General features: G+C 74.5%; 26 protein-coding genes and 1 pseudogene. 8 read left to right on the plus strand and 19 right to left on the minus strand.

Annotation, left to right across the window (positions count from 1 at the left end):
* Positions 1–207: pseudogene (locus tag VGH76_RS03485) on the plus strand (DNA glycosylase); the annotation flags it as partial.
* Positions 208–362: 155 nt separating this feature from the next.
* Here VGH76_RS03485 and VGH76_RS03490 read toward each other — a convergent pair.
* The 4 genes from VGH76_RS03490 to VGH76_RS03505 all read right to left on the minus strand — a co-directional run bounded on the left by VGH76_RS03490 (position 363) and on the right by VGH76_RS03505 (position 4,358).
* Positions 363–1,190, minus strand: coding sequence for a PspA/IM30 family protein (locus tag VGH76_RS03490; RefSeq protein WP_331555219.1), 828 nt, complete (start codon positions 1,188–1,190; stop codon positions 363–365).
* Positions 1,191–1,347: 157 nt separating this feature from the next.
* Positions 1,348–1,941, minus strand: coding sequence for a helix-turn-helix domain-containing protein (locus VGH76_RS27890; protein WP_414637661.1), 594 nt, complete (start codon positions 1,939–1,941; stop codon positions 1,348–1,350).
* Positions 1,942–2,103: 162 nt separating this feature from the next.
* A complete protein-coding gene (gene pgsA, locus VGH76_RS03500) occupies positions 2,104–2,751 on the minus strand; it encodes a CDP-diacylglycerol--glycerol-3-phosphate 3-phosphatidyltransferase (protein WP_331555220.1) in 648 nt (215 codons plus the stop codon).
* Positions 2,748–4,358, minus strand: coding sequence for a MiaB/RimO family radical SAM methylthiotransferase (locus VGH76_RS03505; protein ID WP_331555242.1), 1,611 nt, complete (start codon positions 4,356–4,358; stop codon positions 2,748–2,750). The genes pgsA and VGH76_RS03505 overlap by 4 nt, the downstream gene beginning before the upstream one ends.
* 165 nt (positions 4,359–4,523) lie before the next feature.
* Between VGH76_RS03505 and VGH76_RS03510 the strand changes: the two genes are divergently transcribed.
* Entirely contained in the window at positions 4,524–5,072 is a 549-nt protein-coding gene (locus VGH76_RS03510) for an amino-acid N-acetyltransferase (RefSeq protein ID WP_331555221.1), read from the plus strand.
* Here the strand turns inward: VGH76_RS03510 and VGH76_RS03515 are convergent.
* The 5 genes from VGH76_RS03515 to VGH76_RS03535 form a co-directional block, all read right to left on the minus strand.
* Positions 5,069–6,529, minus strand: a complete 1,461-nt coding sequence (locus tag VGH76_RS03515; RefSeq protein WP_331555222.1) for a hypothetical protein — start codon at positions 6,527–6,529, stop codon at positions 5,069–5,071. The two genes, VGH76_RS03510 and VGH76_RS03515, sit on opposite strands and share 4 nt — an antisense overlap.
* An 81-nt stretch (positions 6,530–6,610) precedes the next feature.
* On the minus strand, positions 6,611–9,352 hold the full coding sequence (locus tag VGH76_RS03520) for a DNA translocase FtsK (RefSeq protein ID WP_331555223.1): 2,742 nt from the start codon (positions 9,350–9,352) through the stop codon (positions 6,611–6,613).
* Between the two features lie 169 nt (positions 9,353–9,521).
* The gene (locus VGH76_RS03525) at positions 9,522–10,280 is read right to left on the minus strand and encodes a trans-aconitate 2-methyltransferase (protein WP_331555224.1); all 759 of its coding nucleotides are present in this window, start codon (positions 10,278–10,280) and stop codon (positions 9,522–9,524) included.
* Positions 10,277–10,870 carry a hypothetical protein gene (locus tag VGH76_RS03530; protein WP_331555225.1) on the minus strand — a complete coding sequence of 198 codons (594 nt, stop codon included), beginning with the start codon at positions 10,868–10,870 and terminating at the stop codon, positions 10,277–10,279. Before VGH76_RS03530 ends, VGH76_RS03525 begins: the two co-directional genes overlap by 4 nt.
* 25 nt (positions 10,871–10,895) lie before the next feature.
* Positions 10,896–11,345, minus strand: coding sequence for an anthrone oxygenase family protein (locus tag VGH76_RS03535; RefSeq protein ID WP_331555226.1), 450 nt, complete (start codon positions 11,343–11,345; stop codon positions 10,896–10,898).
* A 90-nt stretch (positions 11,346–11,435) separates the two neighbouring features.
* Between VGH76_RS03535 and VGH76_RS03540 the strand changes: the two genes are divergently transcribed.
* Both VGH76_RS03540 and VGH76_RS03545 read left to right on the plus strand, forming a co-directional pair.
* Positions 11,436–12,011 (plus strand): TetR/AcrR family transcriptional regulator, encoded by a 576-nt coding sequence (locus VGH76_RS03540; protein WP_331555227.1) that lies wholly within the window; start codon positions 11,436–11,438, stop codon positions 12,009–12,011.
* 118 nt (positions 12,012–12,129) lie between these two features.
* Entirely contained in the window at positions 12,130–12,513 is a 384-nt protein-coding gene (locus VGH76_RS03545) for an NUDIX hydrolase (protein ID WP_331555228.1), read from the plus strand.
* A 49-nt stretch (positions 12,514–12,562) separates the two neighbouring features.
* Here VGH76_RS03545 and VGH76_RS03550 read toward each other — a convergent pair whose 3' ends face one another.
* The 3 genes from VGH76_RS03550 to thyX form a co-directional block, all read right to left on the minus strand.
* Complete coding sequence (locus VGH76_RS03550; RefSeq protein ID WP_331555243.1) at positions 12,563–14,257, minus strand: ribonuclease J; 1,695 nt, start codon at positions 14,255–14,257, stop codon at positions 12,563–12,565.
* 409 nt (positions 14,258–14,666) lie between these two features.
* The gene (locus VGH76_RS03555) at positions 14,667–15,311 is read right to left on the minus strand and encodes a TIGR03085 family metal-binding protein (protein WP_331555229.1); all 645 of its coding nucleotides are present in this window, start codon (positions 15,309–15,311) and stop codon (positions 14,667–14,669) included.
* A gap of 29 nt (positions 15,312–15,340) precedes the next feature.
* Positions 15,341–16,093 (minus strand): FAD-dependent thymidylate synthase, encoded by a 753-nt coding sequence (gene thyX, locus VGH76_RS03560; RefSeq protein ID WP_331555230.1) that lies wholly within the window; start codon positions 16,091–16,093, stop codon positions 15,341–15,343.
* Positions 16,094–16,189: 96 nt separating this feature from the next.
* Between thyX and VGH76_RS03565 the strand changes: the two genes are divergently transcribed.
* Together VGH76_RS03565 and VGH76_RS03570 are read left to right on the plus strand one after the other, a co-directional pair.
* Complete coding sequence (locus VGH76_RS03565) at positions 16,190–16,891, plus strand: toxin-antitoxin system HicB family antitoxin (protein WP_331555231.1); 702 nt, start codon at positions 16,190–16,192, stop codon at positions 16,889–16,891.
* Complete coding sequence (locus tag VGH76_RS03570) at positions 16,888–17,898, plus strand: DUF4097 family beta strand repeat-containing protein (protein ID WP_331555232.1); 1,011 nt, start codon at positions 16,888–16,890, stop codon at positions 17,896–17,898. The genes VGH76_RS03565 and VGH76_RS03570 overlap by 4 nt, the downstream gene beginning before the upstream one ends.
* Positions 17,899–17,997: 99 nt before the next feature.
* Here the strand turns inward: VGH76_RS03570 and VGH76_RS03575 are convergent, their stop codons facing one another.
* Genes VGH76_RS03575 through VGH76_RS03585 form a run of 3 tightly spaced genes read right to left on the minus strand, consistent with a single transcriptional unit; the run spans position 17,998 to position 21,428 of the window.
* Positions 17,998–18,753: a succinate dehydrogenase/fumarate reductase iron-sulfur subunit gene (locus VGH76_RS03575; protein ID WP_331555233.1), complete on the minus strand. Its 756-nt coding sequence runs from the start codon at positions 18,751–18,753 to the stop codon at positions 17,998–18,000.
* Between the two features lie 14 nt (positions 18,754–18,767).
* On the minus strand, positions 18,768–20,741 hold the full coding sequence (locus VGH76_RS03580; protein ID WP_331555234.1) for a fumarate reductase/succinate dehydrogenase flavoprotein subunit: 1,974 nt from the start codon (positions 20,739–20,741) through the stop codon (positions 18,768–18,770).
* 3 nt (positions 20,742–20,744) lie between these two features.
* Positions 20,745–21,428: a succinate dehydrogenase cytochrome b subunit gene (locus tag VGH76_RS03585; RefSeq protein ID WP_331555235.1), complete on the minus strand. Its 684-nt coding sequence runs from the start codon at positions 21,426–21,428 to the stop codon at positions 20,745–20,747.
* A gap of 84 nt (positions 21,429–21,512) precedes the next feature.
* Between VGH76_RS03585 and VGH76_RS03590 the strand changes: the two genes are divergently transcribed.
* Positions 21,513–22,469, plus strand: coding sequence for a LysR family transcriptional regulator (locus VGH76_RS03590; protein ID WP_331555236.1), 957 nt, complete (start codon positions 21,513–21,515; stop codon positions 22,467–22,469).
* Positions 22,470–22,481: 12 nt separating this feature from the next.
* Here VGH76_RS03590 and VGH76_RS03595 read toward each other — a convergent pair whose 3' ends face one another.
* From VGH76_RS03595 to VGH76_RS03605, 3 genes are all read right to left on the minus strand, one after another.
* Complete coding sequence (locus VGH76_RS03595; protein WP_331555237.1) at positions 22,482–23,735, minus strand: winged helix-turn-helix domain-containing protein; 1,254 nt, start codon at positions 23,733–23,735, stop codon at positions 22,482–22,484.
* Positions 23,736–23,810: 75 nt separating this feature from the next.
* Positions 23,811–24,179 (minus strand): hypothetical protein, encoded by a 369-nt coding sequence (locus tag VGH76_RS03600; protein ID WP_331555238.1) that lies wholly within the window; start codon positions 24,177–24,179, stop codon positions 23,811–23,813.
* Entirely contained in the window at positions 24,176–24,667 is a 492-nt protein-coding gene (locus VGH76_RS03605) for a carbonic anhydrase (protein WP_331555239.1), read from the minus strand. Before VGH76_RS03605 ends, VGH76_RS03600 begins: the two co-directional genes overlap by 4 nt.
* Before the next feature lie 104 nt (positions 24,668–24,771).
* On the opposite strand from VGH76_RS03605, the gene VGH76_RS03610 reads away from it, so the two are divergent.
* The gene (locus VGH76_RS03610; protein WP_331555240.1) at positions 24,772–25,362 is read left to right on the plus strand and encodes a GNAT family N-acetyltransferase; all 591 of its coding nucleotides are present in this window, start codon (positions 24,772–24,774) and stop codon (positions 25,360–25,362) included.
* A gap of 168 nt (positions 25,363–25,530) precedes the next feature.
* Here the strand turns inward: VGH76_RS03610 and dapB are convergent, their stop codons facing one another.
* Positions 25,531–26,310: a 4-hydroxy-tetrahydrodipicolinate reductase gene (gene dapB, locus VGH76_RS03615; RefSeq protein WP_331555241.1), complete on the minus strand. Its 780-nt coding sequence runs from the start codon at positions 26,308–26,310 to the stop codon at positions 25,531–25,533.
* Positions 26,311–26,348 lie beyond the last annotated feature (38 nt).

The following is a 26,348-nucleotide window of genomic DNA, read 5'->3' on the forward strand; positions in this document are numbered from 1 at the left end:
TGGGTGTTCGAGCGCGGCGGGCGCGGGTGCCGGCGGTGCCGGGACGTGGTGGCCGTGGCCCGCCAGGACGACGGCAGGCCCGACGCCGAGGACCGTGTCGCCTACTTCTGCCCCACCTGCCAGCCCGGTCCGCACCCGGAGCTGCCGCCGCGGCGGGGCGGGCGGCGGCCGCAGCAGCAGTCGGGTCGGCGGTCGCGGTACGGCTGAGCCCGGCCCCCGTTTCGACCGAAGGGCACCTTCGGTCGAATAGATCGGCCGTGGGCGCCCCTCGCCGGAACGCCGGCCCAACCCCGCGAACGAGCGAAGGGCCCCGTCGCACGATCTAATCGCGCGAAGGGGCCCTTCGGTCGGAACGGGGGCCGCTAGTTCTGCTGGGGCGGCGCGTACTGCTGGGTCGGGGCCTGGGCCGGAGCGGGCTGCGCCGGCTGGGTCTGCCCGGCGGCAGGCTGGCCCTGCGTGACCTGACCTGGACCGTTCATCGACGCCCGGATCTGCTCCAGGCGGCTCTGCCCGGCGAAGTCGGTGGTCGCCTGCTGCACCTCGAGCATCCGGCCCTGCACGCTGTTCTGCGCCAGTTCCGCCTGCCCGAGCGCCGTGGTGTACCGCTTCTCGATCTTGTCCCGGACCTCGTCGAGCGAGGGCGTGTTGCCCGGCGCCGCGACCTCGCTCATGGAGCGCAGCGACGCGGAGACCTGCTCCTGCATCTTGGCCTGCTCGAGCTGGCTGAGCAGCTTGGTCCGCTCGGCGAGCTTCTGCTGCAGCACCTGGGCGTTGCGCTCGACCGCCTGCTTGGCCTGCTGCGCGGCACCGATCGACTGGTCGTGCAGCGTCTTGAGGTCCTCGACGTTCTGCTCGGCCGTGACGAGCTGCGTCGCGAACGCCTGCGCGGACTGCTCGTACTGCTGCGCGGCCGCCTCGTCGCCCTTGGCGCGGGCCTGGTCGGCCATCGTCAGGGCCTGGCGGGCCGAGGACTGCAGCTTCTCGATGTCCCCGAGCTGCCGATTCAGCTTCATCTCCAGCTGGCGCTGGTTGCCGATCACCGAGGCCGCCTGCTGCGAGAGCGCCTGATGCTGGCGCTGGGCGTCCTCGATCGCCTGCTGGATCTGGACCTTCGGGTCCGCGTGCTCATCGATCTTCGAGGAGAACGCCGCCAGGAAGTACTTCCAGGCCTTCACGAAGGGGTTGGCCATCTGCTCCCGCCCAACTCGTCATCATCCGCACAGGCCTGACTGGCTGACCTGGACTCCTCACCCATCGTGTCAGCTCGCGGCGCTGCGTTCCACCGAGGTCACGTGCCGGACGTCCGGATCGGTGATCGTGAGCGGCGAGCGGCGAGCGGTCAGGGCCTCAGGCGGCCGAGCGGACGGCGCCGGCGGGCTCGCGCCCGACCGTCACCAGCTCGACCACGCGCAGCTCGCCGGCAGCCTCCGGGTCGCCGAAGTCCGGTTCGTCCTCGCCGGCCGGCTCGGTGGCGGGGTCGCCGGCGAGGTCGACCACCTCGGCCGGCGCGCCCGCGTGCGCCGCCGGCTCCTCCGGCGTCGTCCCCGCGGCGGTCTCGCCGCCCCCCACCGCGGCGGTCTCGACGGCGTCGTCGCCGGCACCCTCGAGCGCCTCCTCGACCGCGGAGCGCAGCGCCGGGTCCACCCCGACGAGGCGGCGGCCGGCCAGGCGCGCGGGCGCCCGGCGGGAGGTGGCGGGGCGCATCGAGTCAGGCCTCAGCGTGTTGGCGACGTCGTCGAGCAGGTCGGGCAGCGAGAGCGCCAGCGCGTCGCAGATCGCCGCGAGCAGCTCGCTCGAGGGCTCCTTGCGGCCGCGCTCGATCTCGGAGAGGTAGCCGAGGCTCACCCGGGCGTCCCGCGAGACGTCGCGCAGGGTCCGCCGGCGCGCGGTACGTGCACGCCGGATCGTGCCGCCGATCGCCTCGCGCAACAGCAGCGCCATCTCGCACCTCCGCCCTCACCGCACCCCGGACGCGGGGACCAAGCGGCCCCGCGGGGAGCCCGGCGTCGATGACCGTTCTACCCACGGTACCGACTCCGGCACCACCGCGTCGGTCCCGCCGACCCCCGACGGGTGTGGTTCGCCGACGGCGAACAGCCGAGCTCAGGCCGTCGCGGCCCGGCGCAGGCGCACCGCCTGCGCGACGTAGTCCAGGCCCGACACCACCGTGACCACCACCGCGAGCAGGAAGAGCGTGGCCACCACGGGCTCCGCGACGGGGGGCAGCGGCATGATCGCCAGGCCGAGCGCCAGGGTCTGGAGCACGGTCTTGAGCTTGCCGCCGCGGCTGGCCGGGATCACACCGTGACGCAGCACCCAGAACCGCATCGCGGTGATCCCCAGCTCGCGGACCGCGATGACGATCGTGACCCACCACGCGAGCTCGCCGAGGACCGACAGGCCCACCAGCGCGGCGCCGACCAGGGCCTTGTCGGCGATCGGGTCGGCGATCTTGCCGAAGTCGGTGACGAGGCCCCAGCGGCGGGCGAACTCGCCGTCGAAGCTGTCGGTCAGGGACGCGACGGCGAACACCCCGAACGCGACCCAGCGCCAGTACGTGGCGTGCCCGCCGTCGACGAAGAGGACCGCGAGGAACACCGGCACCAGCACCAGCCGGGCCACCGTGAGCGCGTTGGCGATGTTGACCAGCGGCACCGGCGCGCGCGTCGCCGTCGCGGGCCCCGCCACGCGTCCCGAGGCCGCGCTGCCGTCCGCGGACGACGGGGCGGACGACCCCGGCGGCTGGGTCATCGCGCGCCGGCCACGGCCGGCTCGGCGGCGACGGTCCCCGCCCCCGGGTGGAGCACCTCGAGGGCCTCGACGACGAGGTCGACGCCGTCCGAGCCGGTCACCCGCGCCCGGACCACCGCCCCGCGCCCGAGCCCGGCAAGCAGGGCCTCGCCCCCGGTGAGCAGGCACTCGCCGTCGACGTCGGGGCCCTGGTGGGCCGCCCGGCCGATCCAGACGAGGTCGCCCGGCTCGGTGTCCTCCACCTCGGCATCCCCGTCCTCGGCCCCGTCCTCCAGGTCGGTCATCTCCGGGACGTCGTCCTCGGAGAGCCCCAGCTCGGCGAGGTCGAGGTCGTCGACCTCGGCGAGATCCGGGTACGCCGACGCGGCGTCCGACGAGAGCTCCTGGCGCTCGAGCAGCACCTCCACCTCGGTGCCCATGCGGCGTGCGGCGCGGTCGGCGGTGAGGTGCTCGACCAGCGAGGTGATCCGCTCGACGCGGGCCGCGACCTCGACCGGGTCGATCTTGTCGGGCAGGTCGGCCGCCTCGGTGCCGTCCTCGTCCGAGTAGCCGAACACCCCGACGGCGTCGAGGTCGGCCTCGGACAGGAAGGCCTCCAGCTCGGCGAGGTCCGCCTCGGTCTCGCCCGGGAACCCGACGATGACGTTGGAGCGGATGCCGGCCTCGGGCGCGAGCGCCCGGATCTCGGCGCACAGCGACAGGAAGGACGATCGCGACCCGAACCGCCGCATGCGCCGCAGCAGCGGCCCGGAGGCGTGCTGGAAGGACAGGTCGAAGTAGTCGGCGACGCCGGGCGTGCGCGCGATCGCGGCGAGCAGCGGCGGACGGACCTCGGCCGGCTGCAGGTAGGACACCCGCACCCGCCGCAGCCCGGGCACCGCCGTCAGCGACCCGAGCAGGCGCTCCAACGCCCCGCCCGCAGCCCCCCGCGCGTCGATGTCCTTGCCGTAGGAGGTGGAGTTCTCGCTGACCAGCGTGACCTCGGCGACGCCGTGGTCGGCCAGCCAGGCGGCCTCGGCGACGACGTCCTCCGGCGCACGCGAGACGAAGGCGCCGCGGAACGAGGGGATGGCGCAGAACGCGCAGCGCCGGTCGCACCCGGAGGCGAGCTTCAGGGGCGCCACCGGAGCGTCGTCGAGACGCCGGCGGGGGATCTCCGGCAGCCAGTCGTGACCGGGGATCGAGCCGTCCCGGACCGCCTCGGGCCGCTTCACCGGCGAGAGCGGCAGCAGGGTGCGGCGGTCGGCGGGGGTGTGCGCGGCGAGCGGGCGGCCCGCAAGGACGTCGTCGAGGCGCTCGGAGATCGCGCCGTAGGAGTCGAACCCGAGGACGGCCGACGCCTCGGGCAGGGCCTCGGCGAGCTCGGCGCCGTAGCGCTCGGCCATGCAGCCCACCGCGACGACCTTCGAGTCGGGGCCGCCCGCGGCCAGCACCGCGTCGACGGAGTCCTTCTTGGCCTGCTCGACGAAGGTGCAGGTGTTCACGAGGACGACGTCGGCGCTGCCGTCGTCGCCCCCGGCGACCTCCCAGCCCTCGGCGGCGAGCCGGCCGGCCAGTTCTTCGGAGTCGACGTCGTTGCGGGCACAGCCGAGTGTCACGAGCGCCACGCGGCGTCGGTCGTCGAGCTGCGCTGCGGTCGGGTTCCCGGACGCGCCCGCGCGGGAGTCCTCTTCGCGCTGCGGCACCCGTCCAGGGTAGACGCCCGGCGGCCAGGTCGAGAGACGCCGGTCGCGCACGGTCCCGGGCCGCCCGCCCGCCTAGGCTGGCCCGCCATGTCCCCGGTCACCGACCCCAGCACCGGTACCCCCACGACCTCCGGGAACGCGCCGATCCTGCTGCGCCGGGCCCGGACCGCCGACGTCCGGGGGATCAAGGCACTCGTCGACGGGTTCGCCTCGGACAACATCCTGTTGCGCAAGCCGCTGGTGACGCTCTACGAGACCGTGCAGGAGTTCCGGGTGGCCGTCCGGGGGCACGAGGTGGTCGGGTGCGGGGCGCTGCACGTGCTCTGGGAGAACCTCGGCGAAGTGCGCACGATCGCGGTGCACCGCTCGGTCCAGGGCGGCGGGGTGGGACACACCCTCGTCGACGAGCTGATCGCGCAGGCCCGGGCGCTGGGGCTGGCGAGCCTGTTCGTGCTGACCTTCGAGGTCGACTTCTTCGTCCGGCACGGCTTCCGGGAGATCGAGGGCTCGCCGGTGAGCCAGGAGGTCTACCTGGAGATGATGCAGTCGGCCGACGAGGGCGTCGCGGAGTTCCTCGACCTCGCCTACGTCAAGCCGAACACCCTGGGCAACACCCGGATGCTGCTCGATCTCTAGGCCGCGGCGGCCGGCCCGGTGGGAAGCGGCCCCGGCGCCGCGGGTGCGGACGCCGGGGCGGGGAGCGTCCCGTCCGGGGGGAGCACGACGCGGACCGAGATCGCCTCGCGGCACGAGGTGACCTCGACGGTGCCGCCGAGCAGAGCGGCCCGCTCGGCCAGGCCGGCGGGGAGCCGGCCGGGCCGCGAGCCCGGCACCCGGCTGCGCCCGGAGGCCACCTCCAGCACGACGGCGTCGGCGCGGTGCTCGACGCTCACGCACGCGGCCACCGGCCCGGAGCGCGACGCCATCTCGGCGACGAGCTCGCCCAGCAGGCGCGCCGCGAGCAGCCCGACCTCGGGGTGCCCGACCGCGGGCACGCCCCGCACCACCACCGACGGCGGGCGCCCGCCGTGCCGCGCGGCGGGCGCGCCCCCGATCTGGGCGGCGTGCCGGGCCGAGGCGACGAGCACGGCGACCCGGCCCTCGTCGAGCACGGCGTCGAGCTCGGGCATGCCCCGGCCGGGCTCGACATCGACGGCGGCGAGCGTCGGGAGGACCGCCGCGAGCCGGTGCCGCGCGAGCCGGCGGCGCCGCGGGTCGCCGGCGTCGGGCCCCGCGAGGGCGCGCAGCTCGGTGGTGAGGGTCTGGTGCAGCGACTCCGGGAGCCCGAGGCGCCCGTCGGCGGCGCCGCGGGCCTCGCCGTCGAGGACTCCCAGCAGGGTGCGGCGCCCGGTGGCGGTCACGTGGCGGCGCCGGTGCAGCCCGAGGGCGTACGCGGCCGCGAGGACCACCCCGAGCAGCAGGCACTCCCCCGGCTCCGGGGCCGCCTCCACCGGCAGGTCGACGGTCCCGGCGACGGCACCGGTGGTCGACGCGGTGGTCAGCGCGCACGGGGCGGCCAGGGCGAGCACGCCGAGCACCACCGCGAGCACCACCGCCGAGGCGGCCGGCGGGGCGTGGCACCCCGTCAGCGCCACGGCCACCGCGAGCGCCACCACGAGCAGGGGACCGGCCGCGACGCTGCCGGGGAGCAGCACGACGACCAGCGCGGCGAGCGAGACCGCCGCCGCACCGACGAGGGTCCCGACGACGAGCCCCGCCGGGCGCAGCGCGTGCCCGCGGGCGGGACCCGACGGGCCGCCCGGGAGCGGGAGGCCACCGAGCGCGGCGGCGCGGTGGACGGCGTCGAGCGCGGTCCGGGCGTGCGCCGCGACGGCCTCGCGGTCCTCCGGCTCGGCCGGGGTCTCGGAGAGCCGGTGCAGGGCGTCGACGACGACCGCGCGCAGGTCGGCGGCGATCCGGCCACGCTCCCGGGCGACCGCCTCGAGGACGGCGGGCTCGGCCCCCGGGTCGGCGATCAGGTCGCCGGTCGGGGCGGCCGGCTCCGGGAGCCCGGCCGGGTCGAGGGCGTCACCGACGGCGTCGGGGGCGTCGTCCACCGTGCCGACCGCCACCCGTGACTCGTGCTCGGTCATGTCCGCTCCCCCCGACCCGTGGGATGTGCGGCGCAGCTTCTCAGACGCCCCGACGCGCGCCGCAGGGACACGCTGACCCGATCAGGCGGGTTCCTCCGGCAGGGCACGGTCGGTGGACGCGGCCCCGTCGGGACCCTCCGCGCCGTCGCCATCCCGGCTGCTCGGGGCGGGCTCGCCGCGGATCGAGGCCATGAGGTCGGGGAGCTCCTCGGGCTTGAAGAGCACGTCACGGGCCTTGGAGCCCTCGCTCGGGCCGACGACGCCGCGGGTCTCGAGCAGGTCCATGAGCCGGCCCGCCTTCGCGAACCCGACCCGCAGCTTGCGCTGCAGCATCGATGTGGAGCCGAACTGGCTCGTCACCACCAGCTCGGCGGCCTGCAGCAGGACCTCGAGGTCGTCCCCGATGTCGGGGTCGATCTCCTTGCGCTCGGCCGCGGCCTCGGTGGTGACGCTGTCGTCGTAGTCGGGCTCGGCCTGCTCCTTGCAGAACTCGACCATGCCGGAGATCTCGTCGTCGCCGACGAAGGCGCCCTGCAGCCGGTGGGTCTTGCCCGCGCCCATCGGGAGGAAGAGCGCGTCGCCCATGCCGATGAGCTTCTCGGCGCCCGGCTGGTCGAGGATGACGCGGCTGTCGGTCACCGAGCTGGTGGCGAACGCCAGCCGCGACGGGACGTTGGTCTTGATGAGGCCGGTGACGACGTCGACGCTCGGGCGCTGGGTGGCGAGCACGAGGTGGATGCCGGCGGCCCGGGCCTTCTGCGTGATCCGGACGATGGCGTCCTCGACGTCGCGCGGCGCGGTCATCATGAGGTCGGCGAGCTCGTCGACGATGCACATGATGTACGGGTAGGGCCGGTAGACCCGCTCCGAGCCCAGCGGCGCCGCGATGTCCCCCGAGCGCACCTTCTCGTTGAAGACATCGATGTGGCGCACGCGGTTGGCCTGCATGTCCGCGTAGCGCTGCTCCATCTCCTCGACCAGCCACGCCAGCGCGGTCGCGGCCTTCTTGGGCGAGGTGATGATCGGGGTGATCAGGTGCGGGATGCCCTCGTAGGGCGTCAGCTCGACCATCTTGGGGTCGATCAGAATCATCCGGACCTCGTCCGGGGTGGCCCGCGCGAGCAGCGACACGAGCATCGAGTTGACGAAGCTCGACTTGCCGGAGCCGGTGGAGCCTGCGACGAGGAGGTGCGGCATCTTCGCGAGGTTCGCCGTCACCATCTGGCCCTCGATGTCCTTGCCCAGCCCGATGACCATCGGGTGGGTCTCGCGGCGGGCAGTGCCCGAGGTGAGGACGTCGGCGAGCCGGACCATCTCGCGGTCGGTGTTCGGCACCTCGATGCCGACCGCCGACTTGCCCGGGATCGGCGCGAGGAGGCGCACGTTCTCGGTGGCCGCGGCGTAGGACAGGTTGCGGTGCAGCTGGGTGATCTTCTCGACCTTCACCCCGTGGCCGAGCTCGACCTCGTAGCGGGTCACCGTCGGGCCCCGCGTGAAGCCGGTGACCTGGGCGTCGATCTTGAACTGCTCCAGCACGCCGGTGATCGCGTCGATCATGGCGTCGTTGGCGGCGCTGCGGGCCTTGGGCGGCTCGCCGGGGACCAGCAGGTCCGGCGGCGGCAGGTGGTACGCGGCCTCGGGGTCGGCGACCTCGCGGTGCGAGCTGAAGCTGGCGGCCGCCTGCGGGTCGGTCTCGGAGTCGGCGACCTCGGGCGCCGGGGGCGGCGTCTCGGGGATCTCGGCGGCCGGGACCTTCTTCGGACGGCGCCTGCGGGCGGGCGCCGGCTCGTCCACGGCCGGGGCGTCCGCGGCGGCGTCGGCCGGGCCGGCGGGGTCGGTGTCGAGGGTGCCGGTGGCGTCGCGGTGCCGCGCCGGGTGCGCGGCAGCGTCGGACGGGTCGGCCCCGTCCCCGTCGGCCCCGTTGTCGTCGGTCCCCGCGGAGCGCTTCCGGCTCGGCCGGCGCAGCGTGGTGGTCTCGGGGTCGGCAGCGTCGGCGTCGACGTCGACGTCCTCGACCCCGCCCCACTCGTCGTCGTGCTCCTCGTCGAAGGGCTCGCCGGTGACCAGGCAGCGCACCCGCCGCGGGACGTCGCGCACCGGGGTGCCGGTGAGCACGAGCAGGCCGAACGCGGCGACGAGGACGAGGACCGGCATCGCGAGCCAGACCGTGACCCCGGCGGTGAGCGGGTCGGCGACGACGGCGCCGACCACCCCGCCCGCGGCCTGGCGACCGGCCAGCGCGACGGGGGCCCCGACGGCGAGGTGCCACACCCCGAGGACGCCGAGGGCGAGCAGCAGGGCCCCGACGACGGAGCGGGGCCGCGTCTCGGGGTCGGGGTCGGTGCGCAGGAGCAGCACGGCGACGGCGAGCAGGATGACCGGCAGCGCGAGCGCGACGGAGCCGAGCACGGTGCGGAAGGCGACCTCGATACCCGCGCCCACCGGCCCGCCGGCGTGCACCCACAGCCCCGCCGCGGTGACGAGCGCGACGATCACCAGCGCGAGGGCGATGCCGTCCCGACGGTGCGCGGCGTCGATGTCGCGGCCGCGCCCGACGGTGCGGGCCAGCGAGCCCAGCCCGCGGGCGGTGAGGGTCCACGCGCCGCGCAGGCCGCGGACGATCGGTCCCGGGCCGCGGCGGGAGGCGGGCCGGCGGGCGGGGGCGCGGCGTCCGGCCGAGCCCTTCGCGGGAGCCCGGCGGCCGCCGCCCTTCCCCGCGCCCGTCCGGGACCGGGGTGCCGGCTGCGCCGATTCCACGACGCGCTCCGGCGTGCGGCCCCGGGTGAGGGGACGGCTGCGCGCGGAGGTGTCGGTGCGGGGCATGGGATCACCGTAAACGGGAAACGGCACGCGCCCCGGGAGCCACACGCGTCGCACCCGGGGTGTTCCCGGGTCCGGGTCAGCGCCGCAGGTCGTCCGGGGTGAAGCGCTCCTCGCGCAGTGTGCCCTCGATGGTGCCGGAGCCGCCGCGGCGCGCGGCGACACCGCGCTCCTACACGCGCGCCACCGCGAAGATCCGGCGGAACGGGAACCAGGTCGAGCCGTCGCCCCGCCGCGGGTAGGCCTCGCGGAGCAGCGGCGCGAGCTCGGCGGTGTAGTCGGCGTAGCGCTCCTCGTCGAGCGCGTCGCGCACCGGGCGCAGCGCGGTGCCCGAGATCCAGTGCAGCACCGGGTCGTCGCCGGTGAGCCGCTGCAGGTACATCGTCTCCCAGACGTCGACCGCGTCCGCCCCGGCGGCCGCGAGGTCGTCGGCGTAGTCGGTGGGCTCGGCCACCGTCGCCGCGTCGCGCAGCGGCACCCCGAACCGTTCGGCCACCGCGCGGGCGAGCTCATGCGAGGGCGCGGTGAAGTTGCCCGGGACCTGCATGGCCAGCCAGCCCCCGGCGGGCAGGGCGTCGACCCAGCTCATCAGCAGCCCGCGGTGCCCGGGCACCCACTGCAGGACGGCGTTGGTGACGACCACGTCCACGTCGCCGTCCGGCACCCAGGTCGCGACATCGGCCTGCGCTGCGTCGATCCCCCGCTCCCGGGCGGCGGCCACCATGTCCGGCGAGGAGTCGAACGCGCTGCAGCGGGCCCCGGGCCAGCGTCGGGCCAGCGCCGTCGTGAGGTGGCCGGGGCCGCAGCCGGCGTCGACGACGTGGCGCGGTTCGCGGGCCCCCACCCTCGCGAGCAGGTCGGCGAAGGGCCGCGAGCGCAGGTCGTCGAAGTCGAGGTAGAGGTCGGGGTCCCAGGAGGTCGTGCTGCTCACGGGACGGAACCTACGCCCGCGATCACCAGCACGGCGCCGGTCACGAGCGCGCCGAGCACGCACCCGACGACGATCTGGGCGAGGGTGTGCGCGGTCAGCCGCAGCCGCGCCCAGCCGACCACCGGCACCGCGAGCCACGAGAGCGCCCACAGCGACCCGCCAGCGCTGCCGCCCAGCAGCGTCAGCACGCACGCCGCCGCCCCGACGACCGCGACGTGCAGGCTGACCTTCCACACCAGCGTCACCGCGGTCACCACGAGCACCGTCACCAGCACCGCCACCTGCAGCGCCACGATCGCCCGCGGCGCGCCCGCCAGCACCAGCACGGCCGCCCCGACGAGCACGGAGGCCGCGGACAGGCCCATCGGCACCGCGCGCTGCTCGCGCCGCGACAGGTGGTGGTCGGTGTAGCGGCCCTGGCGCACCCCGACGTCGACGATCGCCGCCGGGATCGCCACGGTGAACACGATCCCCACCAGCGACCACGCCACGCCGGCCCACCCGACGGCGAGGGCGCCCACCACCGGATAGAGGACCGCGAGCAGCAGCGTCGGGGAGCTCACCCGGGAGATCAGGGTCGCGGCACGCACCGGCACAGTCTCGCCGGATCGCCGCTCAGGCGGCGAGCAGGCCGACCGCCGCCAGCGCGAACGCCGCCACCAGCAGGGCGACACGGCCGTGGTGCAGCCGGTCCCACCGGCCCACCTGGGCCCGCCAGTCGGCCGGCGCGTCGCCCGCGCTCCACGTCTTCACGCGGTCGTTGATCGGCACGAGCAGCGCGATCGACGCGACGACGGCCACCACCAGCAGCACCGCCGCCACCAGGACCGGGACCGCCGGGGCCCCGCCCCAGGCCAGCACGACCCAGCCGACGGCCAGCACGACCGAACCCGAGTACCAGAACGGCATCACCCGGCCCAGCACCCGCGCCCCGTCGCTGCGGGCCGCGAGCCCCGCGTCGCCCGGCAGCCGATCCAGCATCGGGTTGACGAACACCGCCACCGCGAGCTCCACCCCGACGAGCAGCCCGACCGCCACCACCGTCACCACACCCAGCACGTCCATCGTCGCCTCCGTTGTCCTAGCAGTGCTAGCTCTCTGGCGACCACGCTAGCCGATCGTTGCTCGAATCGCTAGCGATGCTAGAGTCACGATATGGCCGTCCGGGAACGCAGGGAGCGGGAGCGCGCCGAGCGGCACCGCCGCATCGTCGCCATCGCCCGCGAGCTCGCCGAGGAGCAGGGCTGGGACGCGGTGACCACGCGCCGGCTCGCCGAGCGGATCGAGTACAGCCAGCCGGTGCTCTACGGCCACTTCCCCGGCGGGAAGGACGAGATCGTCGCGGCCGTGGCCGTCGAGGGGTTCGCGGAGCTGGCGACGGCGCTGCGGGCGGCGGTGGAGGGCCGGCGCGAGCCCGCGGACGCCGTCCGGGCGCTCGGCTCCGCCTACCTGGCGTTCGCCGCGGCGCACCCGGCGCTCTACTCCGCGATGTTCGAGTCCGCGGCGCTGCCCTTCGCCCGGGAGGACACCCCCGCCCCGCTGCGCGAGGCGTTCGTCGTGGTGCGGGACACGCTGGCCCCGGCCGCGCCCGGCGACCCGGACCGGCACGCCGAGGTCGGCTGGGCCACTCTGCACGGGCTCGCGACCCTCGGCCGCGCCGGACGCCTCCCGCCCGACGGCGCCGCGGACCGGCTCGCGCACGCCGTCGACCTCCTCGCCGCCCGGGGCTGATCGCCGCTCGGGTGCCCGGCGGGTACTCGTCGTGGAACCGCAGCTCCGGCCCGCCCGCCTGCGTCCTCGGTGGCCATCGACCCCGAGTCTGCCCCACCGATCGTGATAGGGAGTGCGGGTGAGCCGGGAGAACCACCTCGTGCTGGCGGTCGTCACCGCCCCGCCCGGCGTGCTGCTCCTGCACCGTCCCGGCGAGACCCCGCCCGCGGTGCTGCCCGGCGGGCGCCCCGAGCCGCGGGAGTCGCCGGGGGCCACCGCGGAGCGCGGGTGCCTCGAGGAGACCCGCGTGCGCATCCGGGCCGGCCGCCAGCTGGGGCGCTCGGTGGTCGACGGGATCGCGACGACCTACGTCGCCGCCCGCCCGGTCACGGACCCGCCCGCCGACGAGGTGGCGGTCAGCCTGCAGGTGGCGTGGTACCGCCTCGAGCAGGTCGACCTCGTGCTCCCGGAGCTCTGGACCCCGGTGCGGGAGTACCTGGGAAAGGCGCTCCGCGCGATGTGAACGGATGTGGTCGCCAGGGCGACCGGAAACGTTCACATGGCGCCCGCGCCTAGACCGGCAGCACCGTCGGGACGATCATCGGGCGGCGCCGGTAGGTCTCCCCGACCCACTTGCCCACGACCCGGCGCACCGACTGCGCGATCCGGTGGGTGTCGGTGATCCCCTCGGCCTCGGTGCGCGAGAGCTCGATCTCGACGAGCGTGACGACGTCCTCGAGCGCCTTGGGGTCGTCGGAGAACCCGCGGCCGGAGATCCGAGGCGGGGACACCGCGCGCCCGGTCGCCGCCTCGACGGCCACCGTGATCGCGATGAAGCCGCCCTCGCCGAGCACGAGGCGGTCCGAGAGCGTGGACTCGCCGACGTCGCCGACCTGGTTGCCGTCGACGTAGACGTGCCCGACCTCGACACGTCCCGCGATCGCGGCCTGCTTGTCCACGACGTCGACCACGACGCCGTCCTCGGCGATCACCACGTTCTGCGCCGGCACGCCGGTGCGCTTCGCGATCTCGGCGTTGGCCCGCAGGTGGCGCCACTCGCCGTGCACCGGCATGACGTTGCCGGGGCGCAGCGCGTTGTAGAGGAACAGCAGCTCCCCCGCGCTCGCGTGCCCGGAGACGTGCACCTTCGCGACCCCGGAGTGGACCACCTCGGCGCCGAGCCGGGTGAGCCCGTTGATCACGGCGAAGACCGCGGTCTCGTTGCCCGGGATGAGGCTGGAGAGCAGCACGACGGTGTCGCCCGGGGTGATCGTGATCTGCCGGTGGTCGCCGCGCGCCATGCGCCCGAGCGCGGACAGCGGCTCCCCCTGGCTGCCGGTCGAGACGAGCACGACGTCCCGCTCGGGCATCGCCAGCGCGTCGTCGAGGTCGACGAGCAGGCCCTCGGGGATGTCGAGCAGGCCGAGGTCGGCCGCGATCCCCATGTTGCGGACCATGGAGCGCCCGGTGAAGCAGACCTTGCGACCGTGCTGCTGCGCGGCGGTGAGCACCTGCTGGACGCGGTGCACGTGGCTGGCGAAGCAGGCGACGATGAGCCGGCTGGGGGCCTTGCGGAACACGTCGTCGATCACCGGCGCGATCTCGCGCTCGGGCGTGACGAACCCGGGGACCTCGGCGTTCGTCGAGTCGACCAGCAGCAGGTCCACACCCTCGTCGCCGAGACGGGAGAACCCGGCGAGGTCGGTGAGGCGCCCGTCGAGCGGCAGCTGGTCGAGCTTGATGTCCCCGGTGTGCAGCACGGTGCCGCCCGGGGTGCGGACCGCCACGGCGAGCGCGTCGGGGATCGAGTGGTTGACCGCGAAGAACTCGCAGTCGAACGTGCCGAAGTGGTTGCGCTCGCCCTCGCGCACCTCGAGCAGGTGCGGCGTGAGGCGGTGCTCCCGGCACTTGGCCTCGACCAGCGCGAGCGTGAAGCGCGACCCGACGACGAGCAGGTCCGGCTTCTGGCGCAGCAGGAAGGGCACCGCGCCGATGTGGTCCTCGTGCCCGTGGGTGAGCACGAGCGCGTCCACGTCGTCGAGCCGGTCCTCGATGGCCCGGAAGTCGGGGAGGATGAGGTCGACGCCGGGCGACTCCTCGCTGGGGAACAGCACGCCGCAGTCGACGATGAGCAGCTGCCCGCCGTACTCCAGCACGGTCATGTTCCGGCCGACCTCGCCGACGCCGCCGAGCGCGACGACCCGCAGCGCGCCCTGCGCGAGCGGCTTCGGGGGCGTGTCTGCGACGACGCCCGAGGTCTGCGGCACCGACTGGGTCGGGACGCCGGAGCCCTGGCCGCAGTCGTGGTCGGCGTGCCCGGCGGGCTTGGCGCCCTGCTGGTCGTTCTGGTTGCCGCCGTTGCCCCGGCGGCGCTGTGCGGTCGATCGGCTCACCGGATCACCCCGGTGGGGTTGTGGGTGTGGATGTCGTTCCTCCTGGTCGTGCGGCGTCGCCCGGCTCGCGTCTCTCCGACGCCGGGTCGCGGGGCGGTCACCAACGGGTGCGACCCCTCACGGGTCGCGGGATGTCTGCGGGAGCACGGCGCCCGGAGCGACCGACCAGCGACCCGGGGATCTCCGGAGGTGGCGCGGTCGGCGCTGTCGACGGGCGTGCTCATGCGGACCCCACCGTACCGCCCACCCCTGGGGCCGGTGTTGTGCGAGGGGTTCTCGCGCCCTACAGCCCGCGGTCGAGGGCCTTCACGCTCGCCACGTCGGCCGGCTCGCCCTCGAACGACACCACCGCCTGCTCCCGCCCGCTGGAGAAGACGAGGAGCTCACCCGGCTCCCCGACGATCGTCACCGTCCGCGGGCCGCTCTTGACCGCGTGCTCGCGGCCGTCCGGGGCCTGCAGCGTCACCCCGACCGGGCTCGACCGGAAGGACAACCGGCCGAGCAGGCCGAGCTGCTTCCACAGCAGCCCGTCCCGCGTCGGCTCCGGCGGCCGGGGCGACCAGTCCGCCGCGGCGCGGCGGACGTCCTCGTGGTGGATGAAGTACTCCTGGACGTCCACCCCGGCCAGGAAGGGCAGCGCGATCGGGCTCCACGACGGCGGGCCGCTGCGGATGAGCGCGACGTTGGCGCCGAAGTCGCGCTTCGCCGCCTGCGCCTGCACGCGCTCGGTCCAGAACGACAGCGGCGGGATCAGGATCCCCGGCGCGGCGTCCGGACGGCGCTCGCGGATGACGAGGTGCGCGAGCAGGTCGTTCGTCGTCCAGTCGCCGCACAGCGTGGGCTCGTCGGGCCCGCGCTCGAGGAGGAGGTCGGCCAGGGCGTTGCGCTCGGCGGCGGCCACGGCGCCGGCGGACCGGGGAGCACTCATGTCGCCCTCCTACCCGGTCCGGCTGTGGATCACCCCTCGGCGACGTACGGGCTCGACGCGACGCGGGAGCCGTTGGCCAGCTCGCTGATCACGAAGTCGGCGAACACGTTGGGGACCTCGGCCTGCAGGACCTCGAGGCAGGCGATCGCGAGGTCACGGATCTCGACGTCGGCGTGCTCGCTCGCCCGCATGGCGATGAAGTGCCGCCAGGCCCGGTAGTTGCCGGTGACGACGATGCGCGTCTCGGTGGCGTTGGGGAGCACCGCGCGGGCCGCCTGCCGGGCCTGCTTGCGGCGCAGCGTGCGGTTCGGCTCGTCGGCGAAGCGCTCCTCGAGCCCGGCGAGCAGCTTCTCGTAGGAGGCCAGCGCGGCGGCGCTCGCCTCGGTGAAGAGCTCGTGGAGCTCGGGGTCGGACGCGATGACCTCGGGCTCCACCATCGCCGCGTCCCGCTCGGGCACGTAGCGCTGGGAGAGCTGCGAGTAGGAGAAGTGCCGGTGACGGATGAGCTCGTGGGTGAGGCTGCGCGACATGCCCGTGAGGTAGAAGGTCACGGTGCCGTGCTCGAGCACCGAGAGGTGACCGACCTCGAGGATGTGGCGCAGGTACCCGGCGTTGCTCGCGGTCGCGGGGTTCGGCTTGGTCCACGACTGGTAGCAGGCCCGGCCCGCGAACTCGGCGAGCGCCTGGCCGCCGTCCGCGTCGGTCTCCCACGGCACCCCGGCGGGCGGGATGAACTCCGTCTTCGCGATCAGCGTCACCTGCGGCGTCACGGTCTCCGGCACCCGCCCACGGTAACCGCTCCCCCCGACAGCCAGGCCTGACATCACCGCGACACCAGGGAGGTTGCCGTGGTGTCTTCATGGTGTCATGGTGGTGGCATGGACCTCACGCCCTACGTCACCGCACTGCGGGACGATCTCGCTGCCGCGGCGTCGGTGGGCGACGAGCAGACCGCCCGGGCCGGCACCGCGCTGGCCGGGGCCCTCGAGCCCGCCGTCCGCCTCGCCCTCCTGAACGCCCTCTCCGATCTCGCCTCCGAGATCTCCGACTCGCTCGACGACCACTCCGTCTCGCTGCGCCTGCGCGGCCGCGAGGTCGACGTCGTCGTCGACCGCACCCCCGCCGCCGAGGAGGACCCCGCGGCGGGCGGCTTCTACGCCGGTCCGGCGTCGAGCCCGTTCGTCGGGGCCGGCTCGTCCGGACGGGGCTTCGACCGCCCCGGCTCTCCCCCTGGACGCCCGGGGCCCGGCCCGGGCGACATGGGCGACATCTCGCGCATGACGCTGCGCCTCGTCGACCAGATCAAGGGCCAGGCCGAGCAGGCCGCCGCCGCGCAGGGCATGTCCCTGAACTCCTGGATCTCCCAGGCCGTCCAGGGCGCGCTGCGCGACTCCTGGGGCCACGGCAAGTTCCGCGACCACGACTGGGGCCGCGGCCAGCACTGGGGCCGCGGCTGGGACGGCTGGGACGGCGGTCCGGGCGCCGATGCGGCGTCCGACGCGCCGCGCGAGCCCCAGGAGGGGTCGTCGTCGGGTGACGACGAGGGCGGTTCCGGCGTCTCCGGGTGGGTGCGGGGATGAGCGCGTCGACCCGGGAGGAGCGCTTCGAGGTCGCCGGCGCCGTCGACGCCTCCGTGGAGATCGACGCCGGGCGGCTCGACGTCCGGCTCCACGGGTCCCCGACGACCACGCCCACGGCGGAAGAAGGCACGGCCGGCGAGCCGACACCCGCCGTCGGGACCCCCGAGGTGCGCGTCGAGGTGACCGCCGACCCGGAGGGAGCGCCCGGCTGGGTCCGCGGCCTCGCGGGACTGGTGGACGCCGCCGGCGGGCTCGAGCGGCGGTTCGGGTTCGACCTCGGGATGCTCTCGGGACTCGGGGGCCGGCCCGGCGAGGACCCCGAGGAGCGCGCCGCCCGCGCCGTGGCGGCCGTGACGATCGCGCTCGAGGACGGGCGGCTGACCGTCCGCGGCCCCCGTGAGGTGGCCCTGCGGGCGGTGCCGCTGGTGGTGACGGTGCACGCCCCCGCCGGGAGCGGCGTCGCGGTCCGGGCCGGGGCGGCACCGGTGGAGGTGACCGGGCGTCCCGGCGCGGTGGACGTCCGGACCACCGGCGGGGTCTCCCTCGAGGAGGTCGTCACCCGCAGCGCGGTGCACTGCGGGGCCGGGGAGGTCGCGGTGCGCCGCGTCGCCGGGGTGCTGCGGGTCAAGGGCGGCGCCGGCGACGTGGTGCTCGACGAGGTGGCGGCCCCCGTCGAGGTGGTCGCCGGCAGCGGGTCGATCACCGCGGACCGCGTGTCCGCCGACCTCACGGTGCGCTGCGGGAGCGGGGACATCACGGTGCGCGACGCGTCCGCCGGTGCCCTCGACCTGACCACGGGCGCGGGCTCGGTGCGGGTCGGCGTGCACGCGGGGGTGGACGCGTCGGTCGACCTGCGCTCCGCCGCCGGCACGGCCTCGTCGGACCTGCCGGTGAGCAGGACCCGCCCGGAGGCCACCGACGAGGCGCCCGGCGGCGCGCCGGTGCTGCGCATCCGGGGCCGGGCCGCGGCCGGGAGTGCCCGGGTGGCCTCGGCCGCCCCGGCGTAGCGGGGCCCCGCAACGCACGAACGGCCGGTTCGTGACCTTCGAAGGTGACGAACCGGCCGTTCGTGCGGGCAGGCCGGGCCGGGCGGGCCCGGGGGGTACTCAGTCCGAGCGGGCCCCGGCGAGGGTCGCGCCGAGCACGTCGTGGTTGAGCTGCGAGATCGACGCCAGCGGGATGCCCTTGGGGCACACCTCGGCGCACGCCCCGACGTTGGTGCACCCACCGAAGTCCAGCTCGTCCTGCTTGGCGAGCATGGTGATCGCGCGGGTCGCCCGCTCGGGCTGGCCCTGCGGGAGCAGCCCGAGGTGGGTGACCTTGGCGGCGGTGAACAGCATCGAGCTGCCGTTCGGGCACGCCGCCACGCAGGCGCCGCAGCCGATGCAGGTGGCGGCGTCGAACGCGTCGTCGGCGGAGGCCTTGTCGACCGGAGTCGCGTGGGCCTCGGGCGCCGAACCGGTGTTGACGCTGACGTACCCGCCGGCCTGGATGATCTGGTCGAACGCCGAGCGGTCGGTCACCAGGTCCTTGATCACCGGGAACGCCCGGGCCCGCCACGGCTCGACGTCGATCGTGTCGCCGTCCTTGAAGTGCCGCATGTGCAGCTGGCACGTCGTGGTGTTCTTCTGCGGGCCGTGCGGGATGCCGTTGATGACCATCGCGCACGAGCCGCAGATGCCCTCGCGGCAGTCGTGGTCGAACGACACCGGGTCCTCGTCGTCGAGGACCAGCTTCTCGTTCAGCACGTCGAGCATCTCGAGGAACGACATGTCCTCCTCGACGTCGTCGAGGTGGTACTTGACCATCTTGCCCTTGGTGTCGGCGTTCTTCTGACGCCACACCCGCAGGGTGAGCTTCATCTGCTGATGCCTTCTTACTTGTAGCTGCGCTGGCTCGGGTGGACGTAGGAGAACTCGAGGTCCTCCTTGTGCAGGACCGGCTTGCCGCCGTCGGTCCACTCCCACGCGGCGACGTAGGAGAAGTCCTCGTCGTCGCGCTGTGCCTCGCCGTCCTCGGTCTGGTGCTCGACGCGGAAGTGCCCGCCGCACGATTCCTCGCGGTGCAGCGCGTCGAGGCACATGAGCTCTGCGAGCTCCATGAAGTCGGCCACGCGGTTGGCCTTCTCCAGCGACTGGTTGAAGCCGTCCCCGGTCCCGACGATCTTGACGTCGCGCCAGAACTCCTCCCGCAGCGACGGGATCCGGTCGAGCGCCTTCTCCAGGCCCTCCTTGCTGCGGGCCATGCCGCACTGGTCCCAGACGAGCTGACCCAGCTCGCGGTGGAACGAGTCGACGGTGCGGTTGCCGTTGGCCGAGAGGAGCTTGTCGATCCGGGCGTGGGTCGACTCGACGGCCTCGCGCACCGCGGGGTGGTCCTCGGGGACCTCGGCGAACGGGGCGTCGGCGAGGTAGTCGGCCACCGTCGTCGGGAGGATGAAGTACCCGTCCGAGAGCCCCTGCATCAGCGCGGACGCGCCGAGCCGGTTGGCGCCGTGGTCGGAGAAGTTGGCCTCGCCGCCCACGAACAGGCCCGGGATGGTGGAGCGCAGGTCGTAGTCGACCCAGAGCCCGCCCATCGTGTAGTGGATCGCGGGGTAGATGCGCATCGGGACCTCGTACGGGTCGTCCCCGGTGATGCGCTGGTACATCTCGAAGAGGTTCCCGTACTTCGCCTCGACGGCGTGGCGCCCGAGACGCCCGATGGCATCCTTGAAGTCCAGGTAGACGCCCAGACCGCCCGGCCCGACGCCGTGCTCGGCGTCGCACATGTTCTTCGCCGCGCGCGAGGCGATGTCGCGCGGGACCAGGTTCCCGAACGCCGGGTACTGGCGCTCCAGGTAGTAGTCCCGCTCGTCGTCTGGGATCTCGTGAGGCGGTCGCTCGTCGCCGCGCTCCTTCGGCACCCACACGCGGCCGTCGTTGCGCAGCGACTCCGACATCAGGGTCAGCTTCGACTGGTACTCGCCGCTGACCGGGATGCAGGTCGGGTGGATCTGGGTGTAGCAGGGGTTCGCGAACAGCGCCCCGCGCCGGTGCGCCCGCCACGCCGCCGTGACGTTGGAGCCCTTGGCGTTGGTGGAGAGGTAGTAGACGTTGCCGTAGCCGCCGGTGCAGAGCACGACGACGTCGGCGAGGTAGGTCTCGATCTCCCCGGTGAGCACGCTGCGCGCGACGATGCCGCGGGCGCGGCCGTCGACGACGATCAGGTCGAGCATCTCGGTGCGCGGGTGCATCTCGACGGTGCCCGCCGCGATCTGGCGCTCCAGGGCCTGGTACGCGCCGAGCAGCAGCTGCTGGCCCGTCTGGCCCCGCGCGTAGAACGTCCGCGACACCTGGGTGCCGCCGAACGAGCGGGTGTCGAGCAGGCCGGAGTACTCCCGGGCGAACGGCACGCCCTGCGCGACGCACTGGTCGATGATCGAGAGGCTGTTCTCGGCGAGGCGGTGGACGTTCGACTCGCGCGAGCGGAAGTCCCCGCCCTTGACGGTGTCGTAGAACAGGCGGTGCACCGAGTCGCCGTCGTTGCGGTAGTTCTTCGCGGCGTTGATGCCGCCCTGCGCGGCGATGGAGTGCGCGCGCCGGGGCGTGTCCTGGTAGCAGAACGACTTGACGTGGTAGCCGGCCTCGCCGAGCGTCGCGGCCGCGGCCCCGCCGGCCAGGCCGGTGCCGACGACGATGACGCTCATCTTCCGGCGGTTCGCCGGGTTCACCAGGCGGGCCGAGAACTTCCGGTCGTCCCAGCGGTCGCCGATGGGGCTGTCGGGCGCACGGTTGTCGGCGATCGGGTCACCGAGCACGTAGCGGCCCTCGCCCTGCGTCGCCGTGGGCTCCTGCTGCAGCTCAGACATTGCTCACCTCACCAGACCGGTCATGACCGAGATCGGGATGATCGCGAAGCCGACGGCGATGACGACCCCGACGGCGATCGAGAAGGTCTTCAGGGCGTGCTGCCGCATCGCGCTGTTGCCGCCCAGGGTCTGGATTCCCGACCACAAACCGTGGCTGATATGCGTCGAGAGCGCGACCATCGCGACGATGTAGAAGATCGCCACGACGGGGCGGTCGAAGCTCGCGACGAGCTTGGCGTACGCCCCGCCGGCCGGGTCCGGGTTCACCGTGCCCGTGGTCAGGTCGAGGATGTGCCAGATCACGAACAGCGCGATGATCACGCCACCCCAGCGCATGGTCCGCGCGGCGTAGCTGCCCTGCGGGTTCTTGTGCTGGTAGCCGATCGGGCGCGCCCGCTTGGCCTTGTACCAGAGCGAGAACGCCGCCCACATGTGCAGCACCACCGAGGCGATCAGCACGACGCGGAGGATCCAGAGCACGCCCTCGTACCCGAAGATCTCGGCACCGAGGGTGCGCAGGTGCTCGGAGTAGGCGTCGAAGGTCTCCTGGCCGAAGAAGATCTTCAGGTTCCCGATCATGTGGGCGATCACGTACAGCAAGAAGATCGCGCCCGTCACGGCCATGACGGACTTCTTGCCGACGGACGATCCCCACGTCCTCGTGACGATGTTGCGGTGTTGGGTCATGACCACGAGCGACACGCTAAGCCGGGGAACACGCCAACTGCCAATGCATGCAAGTCGGTCCAGCGATGCTCTTAAGCTATTGCGGTGACGCTCAAACAGCTCGTCTACTTCCTGGCCGTCGCCGACACCGGACGGTTTGTGCAGGCAGCGGGCGAGGTGGGGATCGCGCAGCCCACGCTCAGCCGACAGATCCAGTCCCTCGAAGATGATCTCGGCGAGACCCTGTTCACACGGGGTAGGGATCACGTCACACTCACAGCGGCGGGTGAGACGTTGCTGCCGCTCGCGCGCCGGATCGTCGCCGACGTCGAGACCGCCCGGCTGGAGATCGCCGAGCTCGCGGGGCTGCGTCGCGGGCGGCTCCGGGTGGGCGCCACCCCCAGCCTGTGCGTCGGGGTGCTCGCCGACGTCCTCGCGGTGTTCCACGCCAGCTACCCCGCCATCTCGCTGCAGATCCGCGAGGGCGGCTCGCAGGACCTCGTCACCGACCTCGAGGACGGCCAGCTCGACCTCGCCCTCGTCATCCACCGGCGCGACCGGGCGCCCGCCGGCGACGGCCCGCTGCGGCTCACGCCCGTGCTGCGCGAGGAGCTCGTCGCCATCTCCGCCGCGGGCGGGCAGGCCGGGCTCGACGAGACCCTTGGCGACCACGCCGGCATCGTCGAGCTCGCCCGTCACCCGCTGGTGGTCCACCGGCCCGGCTACGAGCTGCGCGAGGTGGTCCTCTCCGCGTGCGCCGCGGCCGGGGTGACCCCGCGGATCGCCGTCGAGGGCGGCGAGATGGACGCGGTGCTGCGCATGGTCGAGCGGGGGCTGGGTGTGGCGATCGTCCCGAGCCTCGTGCTCACCGGCCGGCACGGGCTGCACACCACCCGCCTCGACGGGTCCGGCTGGACCCACCGCACGATCGCGCTCGCGCACCGCACCGACGTTGCGCCAACCCGCGCCGCCGAGGCCTTCCGGGAGACCCTGCTCGCCGTCCTCGCCCGCACCTCACGGACCGGGGGTCTGCCGCCCGGTGTCAGGTTCATCCACTCCTAGTCGCCCTGCTCGCTAGCCGGCGTCGGCGCGGGCGAGGGCGCGCGAGAGGGCCGGGGCGAGCGGGCCGCCCTCGACGACGACGTCGCCCACCCCCAGCCAGGCCGCCATGTCCCGCAGCGCGTCCGCCATCTCGACCGCGACCCGGGGCTGGTCGGCCCCGCGCTGGACGCTCTCGGGCTCGGCGAACGCCGCCGGCACCCGCAGCACCCCCGCCGCCCGGTCGGTCTTGAGGTCCACGCGGCCGACCAGCTGGCCGTCGAGCAGGAACGGGAAGACGTAGTAGCCGTGGGTCCGCTGGTGGGCCGGGGTGTAGATCCCGATGCGGTACTCGAACCCGAACACCCGCTCGGTGCGCGGCCGGAACCACACCAGCGGGTCGAACGGGGCGAGCAGCGCCCGCCCGGTGACCCGGCGCGGCACTCGGGCCCCCGCCGACCGGTACGCCGGCGCATCCCACCCGGCGACCTCCACCGGCACCAGCTCCCCGGCGTCGACCAGCTCGGCCACCGCGGCGCGGCTCTCGGCGGGCGGCAGGCGGTAGTGGTCGCGCAGGTCCGGCTCCGTCGCGACCCCGAGCGCGGCCGCCGCGCGGCGGGTGAGCTCGCGCATCGCCTCGTCGCGGTCGGGGTCGCGCGCCAGCACCTCGGGGGGCAGGACGTGCTCGGTGACGGCGTAGGCCCGGCGGAAGCCGCGCCGCGTGCCCGTCGTCAGGACCCCCGTGGCGAACAGGTGCTCGCAGGCGACCTTGACGTCCGAGCGCTGCCACCAGCCGCCGTAGGCGCGGGCCTTGCGCTCCCCCGCGTGGCCGAGCACCTCCTCGACCTCGCGCGCCTCGAGCGGCCCGTGCACGGCCACGGCGTCGTGCACCGCGTCGAGGATGTCGGGACGGTGCTCCAGGGCGCTGCCCAGCCAGCGGCTGGTGCGCGCGGTGTTGTCCCGCATCCGCCAGCGCAGCAGCGGCCAGTCCTCGACCGGGACCAGACTCGCCTCGTGCGCCCAGAACTCGACGAACGCCCGGCGTCGCCGGTCGGCCGCCGTCTGCGGCCAGGCCAGGGCGTCGAGGACGTCACGGTCGTAGCCGCCGAGGCGGGCGAACGGCGGGGCGTAGTGCGCGCGGACCGCGACGTTCACCGAGTCCAGCTGCAGCAGCCCGAGCCGGCGGACGAGCCGCTTGAGCGTCCCGCGGTCCGCCGACGCCCCCGCGCGGACCGGCGCGTCGAGCCCCTGCGCGGCCAGCGCGGCGCGGCGCGCCGCCGCGGCGGTCATCCGCTCCGGCCTCCCCGGACCAGCCACGAGTGCGTGATCTCCCACGCGCCGGATCGTGCCACCGACCCCCGACAGTCACCCGGCGGCCAGCAACGGCGCCGGCCGGCGCGCGACCCGGCCCGCGCGGCTGACCGCCACGAGGCGCACCCCGTCGACGACGCCGGCCTCCCGCACGGCGAGCGCGTGCTCGCACGCGGCGGCGACCCGCGCGTCCGGGTCATCGGCCAGCGCCTCCTCGAGGCCCGCCGGCAGCTCGAGGTCGGGGATCGCGGACGCGACCCCCTCGGCCATCCACGGCCCCGTCGCCGCGCGCGCCGTCGGGTTGTCGGGCGCGAGCACGTGGTCGGTCAGCGGGGCGAGGTCGGCCACCTGGCGGCGGACCGGCTCGAGGTCGAGCCGGTGCGGGCCGTCGATCTCCGCGACGACGTCGAAGCCGGCGCTCACGTGACCTCGGTCAGCGCGCCGGAGTCGACGTCGTAGACGAAGCCCCGCACCGCGTCGGTGTGCGTCAGGAACGCGCACGCCCGCACCGCGGCCAGCGATTCCCGCACGTCCTGCTCGGTGTCGGCGAACGCGCCGGGCGCCCACGCGGGGCGCTCCCCGGCCGAGGATTCGAGCTCGGCGACGAACGCGTCGTCGTCGAACGTCGCCATGCCGCACTTCGTGTGGTGGATCAGCACGATCTCGGTGGTCGCGAGCTTGCGCTGGCTGATCGTCAGCGAGCGCAGCACGTCGTCGGTGACGACGCCGCCGGCGTTGCGGAGGACGTGGGCCTCGCCGTCGCGCAGCCCGAGGGCGCGGTAGACGTCGAGCCGGGCGTCCATGCAGGCGACGACGGCGACGTGGCGCGACGGCGGCCCGGGCAGCCCACCCCCGGAGAACGACGCGGCGAACGACTCGTTGGCGGCGACCAGCTCGTCGGTGACGGACAACGGGGCTCCTCCTCGGGTGGACGCTTCGGCGGTGCGAAGGTCTACCACCGTTGCGGGCCCGCCTCCCGTGACGCGGACGACAGCCGTCGTGCCACCCTCGCGCCATGGCGATCGCCCACGTCCGCCCCGCCGCCCCCGACGACGCGCCTGCCGTCACCGCCGTGCAGCGCGAGGTGTGGACGAGCGCCTGGGCCGGCTTCCTGCCCGCGGGGCTCACCGAGGGGTTCGACGACGAGGCCGTCACCGCCGCCTGGGCGCGCACCGCCGCCGGGCCGGGCCTGCGGGTGGCGACCGAGGGCGACGTCGTCGTCGGCTTCTGCCTCGCCGGGGCGGCCGGCGAGGACGACGTCGCGGACGCGGTGGGCGCCGTGCCCGACGACGCCGGGCGGGTCGGGCTGGTCGCGACGCTGCTGGTCTCGCCGCGGTGGGGCCGACGGGGGCACGGGGGACGACTGCTCGTGGCGGCGGCCGAGGAGCTGCGCGCGGACGGCGCGGCCCGCGGGATCACCTGGGTGCCCGAGCGCGACGCGGCCTCCCGCGCGTTCTACGGCCGTACCGGGTGGGAGCCCGACGGGACGGTCCGCACCCTCGACGCGGGCGGGCGGCCGCTGCGCGAGGTGCGCCTCGGCGGCTCGCTGGACCTCGAGTACGCGCCCGAGCCGACCGCAGACGACCTGGGCCTGCCGCTGCTGTAGCTCGGGGCCGCCCCGAGCCGATGAGTGAGCGGCGCAGTCCTGGCGTCTGACGCCAGGAACGTGCCGTTGCCGCCACCAGTACCGGAGCGGGCCGATGAGTGAGCGGCGCCGTCCTGGCGTCTGATGCCAGGAACGTGCCGTTGCTGGCATCCCCGCAGGGACGACCCGCTAGTCCAGGTCGAGCACCGACTCCAGGCCCACCGTGAGGCCGGGCCGCGTCGACACCGACCGCACGGCGAGCAGCACGCCGGGCATGAACGAGGCCCGGTCGAGCGAGTCGTGCCGGATCACCAGGGTCTCCCCCGCCGTCCCGAGCAGCACCTGCTGGTGGGCGACGAGCCCGGCCATCCGGACCGCGTGCACGTGGACCCCGTCGACGACGGCGCCGCGGGCGTGGTCGGGGTCCTGGGTGGTGGCGTCCGGGCCCGGGCCGCGCCCGGCCGCGGCCCGCGACTCCCCGATCATCTGGGCGGTGCGGGTCGCCGTGCCCGACGGCGCGTCGGCCTTGTTCGGGTGGTGCAGCTCGACGATCTCCACCGACTCGAAGAACCGGGCCGCCTGCGCCGCGAACCGCATCGAGAGCACCGCGCCGATGCCGAAGTTGGGCACCACCATGACGCCGAGCTCCGGCTTCGGCTCGAGCCAGCCGCGGATCGTGTCGAGCATGTCCGGGGTGATCCCGCTCGTCCCGACGACGCAGTGGATGTTCTGGTCGATGCAGAACCGGATGTTCTCCGCGACCGTCGAAGGGTGCGTGAAGTCCACGGCGACCTGGGTGTCGGCATCGGCGAGCGAGAACAGCCAGTCGCCCTCGTCGACCATCGCGACCAGGTCGAGGTCCTCGGCGCCCTCGACGGTGCGGCACACCTCGGTGCCCATGCGCCCGCGGGCCCCGAGGACGCCGACCCGGAGCACGTCGTCGGCGGGAAGGGGGTCCGCAGTGCTCATCGCGCAACCTCACGCAGCTCGTCGGGGAGATCGTCCGC

Origin of the sequence: Actinomycetospora sp. (assembly GCF_036497585.1) — a bacterium.
Classification (GTDB): Bacteria; Actinomycetota; Actinomycetes; order Mycobacteriales; family Pseudonocardiaceae; genus Actinomycetospora.

Coding starts and splice junctions, on each gene's coding strand:
- VGH76_RS27890 (WP_414637661.1), bottom strand. CDS start 1,941: ATGGCGCTGCTGTTGCGCGAGGCGATCGGCGGCACGATCCGGCGTGCA.
- VGH76_RS03555 (WP_331555229.1), bottom strand. CDS start 15,311: ATGAGTGCTCCCCGGTCCGCCGGCGCCGTGGCCGCCGCCGAGCGCAAC.
- VGH76_RS03535 (WP_331555226.1), bottom strand. CDS start 11,345: ATGGACGTGCTGGGTGTGGTGACGGTGGTGGCGGTCGGGCTGCTCGTC.
- VGH76_RS03515 (WP_331555222.1), bottom strand. CDS start 6,529: ATGACCGAGCACGAGTCACGGGTGGCGGTCGGCACGGTGGACGACGCC.
- VGH76_RS03520 (WP_331555223.1), bottom strand. CDS start 9,352: ATGCCCCGCACCGACACCTCCGCGCGCAGCCGTCCCCTCACCCGGGGC.
- VGH76_RS03610 (WP_331555240.1), top strand. CDS start 24,772: ATGGCGATCGCCCACGTCCGCCCCGCCGCCCCCGACGACGCGCCTGCC.
- VGH76_RS03595 (WP_331555237.1), bottom strand. CDS start 23,735: ATGACCGCCGCGGCGGCGCGCCGCGCCGCGCTGGCCGCGCAGGGGCTC.
- VGH76_RS03510 (WP_331555221.1), top strand. CDS start 4,524: ATGTCCCCGGTCACCGACCCCAGCACCGGTACCCCCACGACCTCCGGG.
- VGH76_RS03575 (WP_331555233.1), bottom strand. CDS start 18,753: ATGAAGCTCACCCTGCGGGTGTGGCGTCAGAAGAACGCCGACACCAAG.
- VGH76_RS03490 (WP_331555219.1), bottom strand. CDS start 1,190: ATGGCCAACCCCTTCGTGAAGGCCTGGAAGTACTTCCTGGCGGCGTTC.
- VGH76_RS03580 (WP_331555234.1), bottom strand. CDS start 20,741: ATGTCTGAGCTGCAGCAGGAGCCCACGGCGACGCAGGGCGAGGGCCGC.
- pgsA (WP_331555220.1), bottom strand. CDS start 2,751: ATGACCCAGCCGCCGGGGTCGTCCGCCCCGTCGTCCGCGGACGGCAGC.
- VGH76_RS03540 (WP_331555227.1), top strand. CDS start 11,436: ATGGCCGTCCGGGAACGCAGGGAGCGGGAGCGCGCCGAGCGGCACCGC.
- dapB (WP_331555241.1), bottom strand. CDS start 26,310: ATGAGCACTGCGGACCCCCTTCCCGCCGACGACGTGCTCCGGGTCGGC.
- VGH76_RS03570 (WP_331555232.1), top strand. CDS start 16,888: ATGAGCGCGTCGACCCGGGAGGAGCGCTTCGAGGTCGCCGGCGCCGTC.
- VGH76_RS03565 (WP_331555231.1), top strand. CDS start 16,190: ATGGACCTCACGCCCTACGTCACCGCACTGCGGGACGATCTCGCTGCC.
- VGH76_RS03585 (WP_331555235.1), bottom strand. CDS start 21,428: ATGACCCAACACCGCAACATCGTCACGAGGACGTGGGGATCGTCCGTC.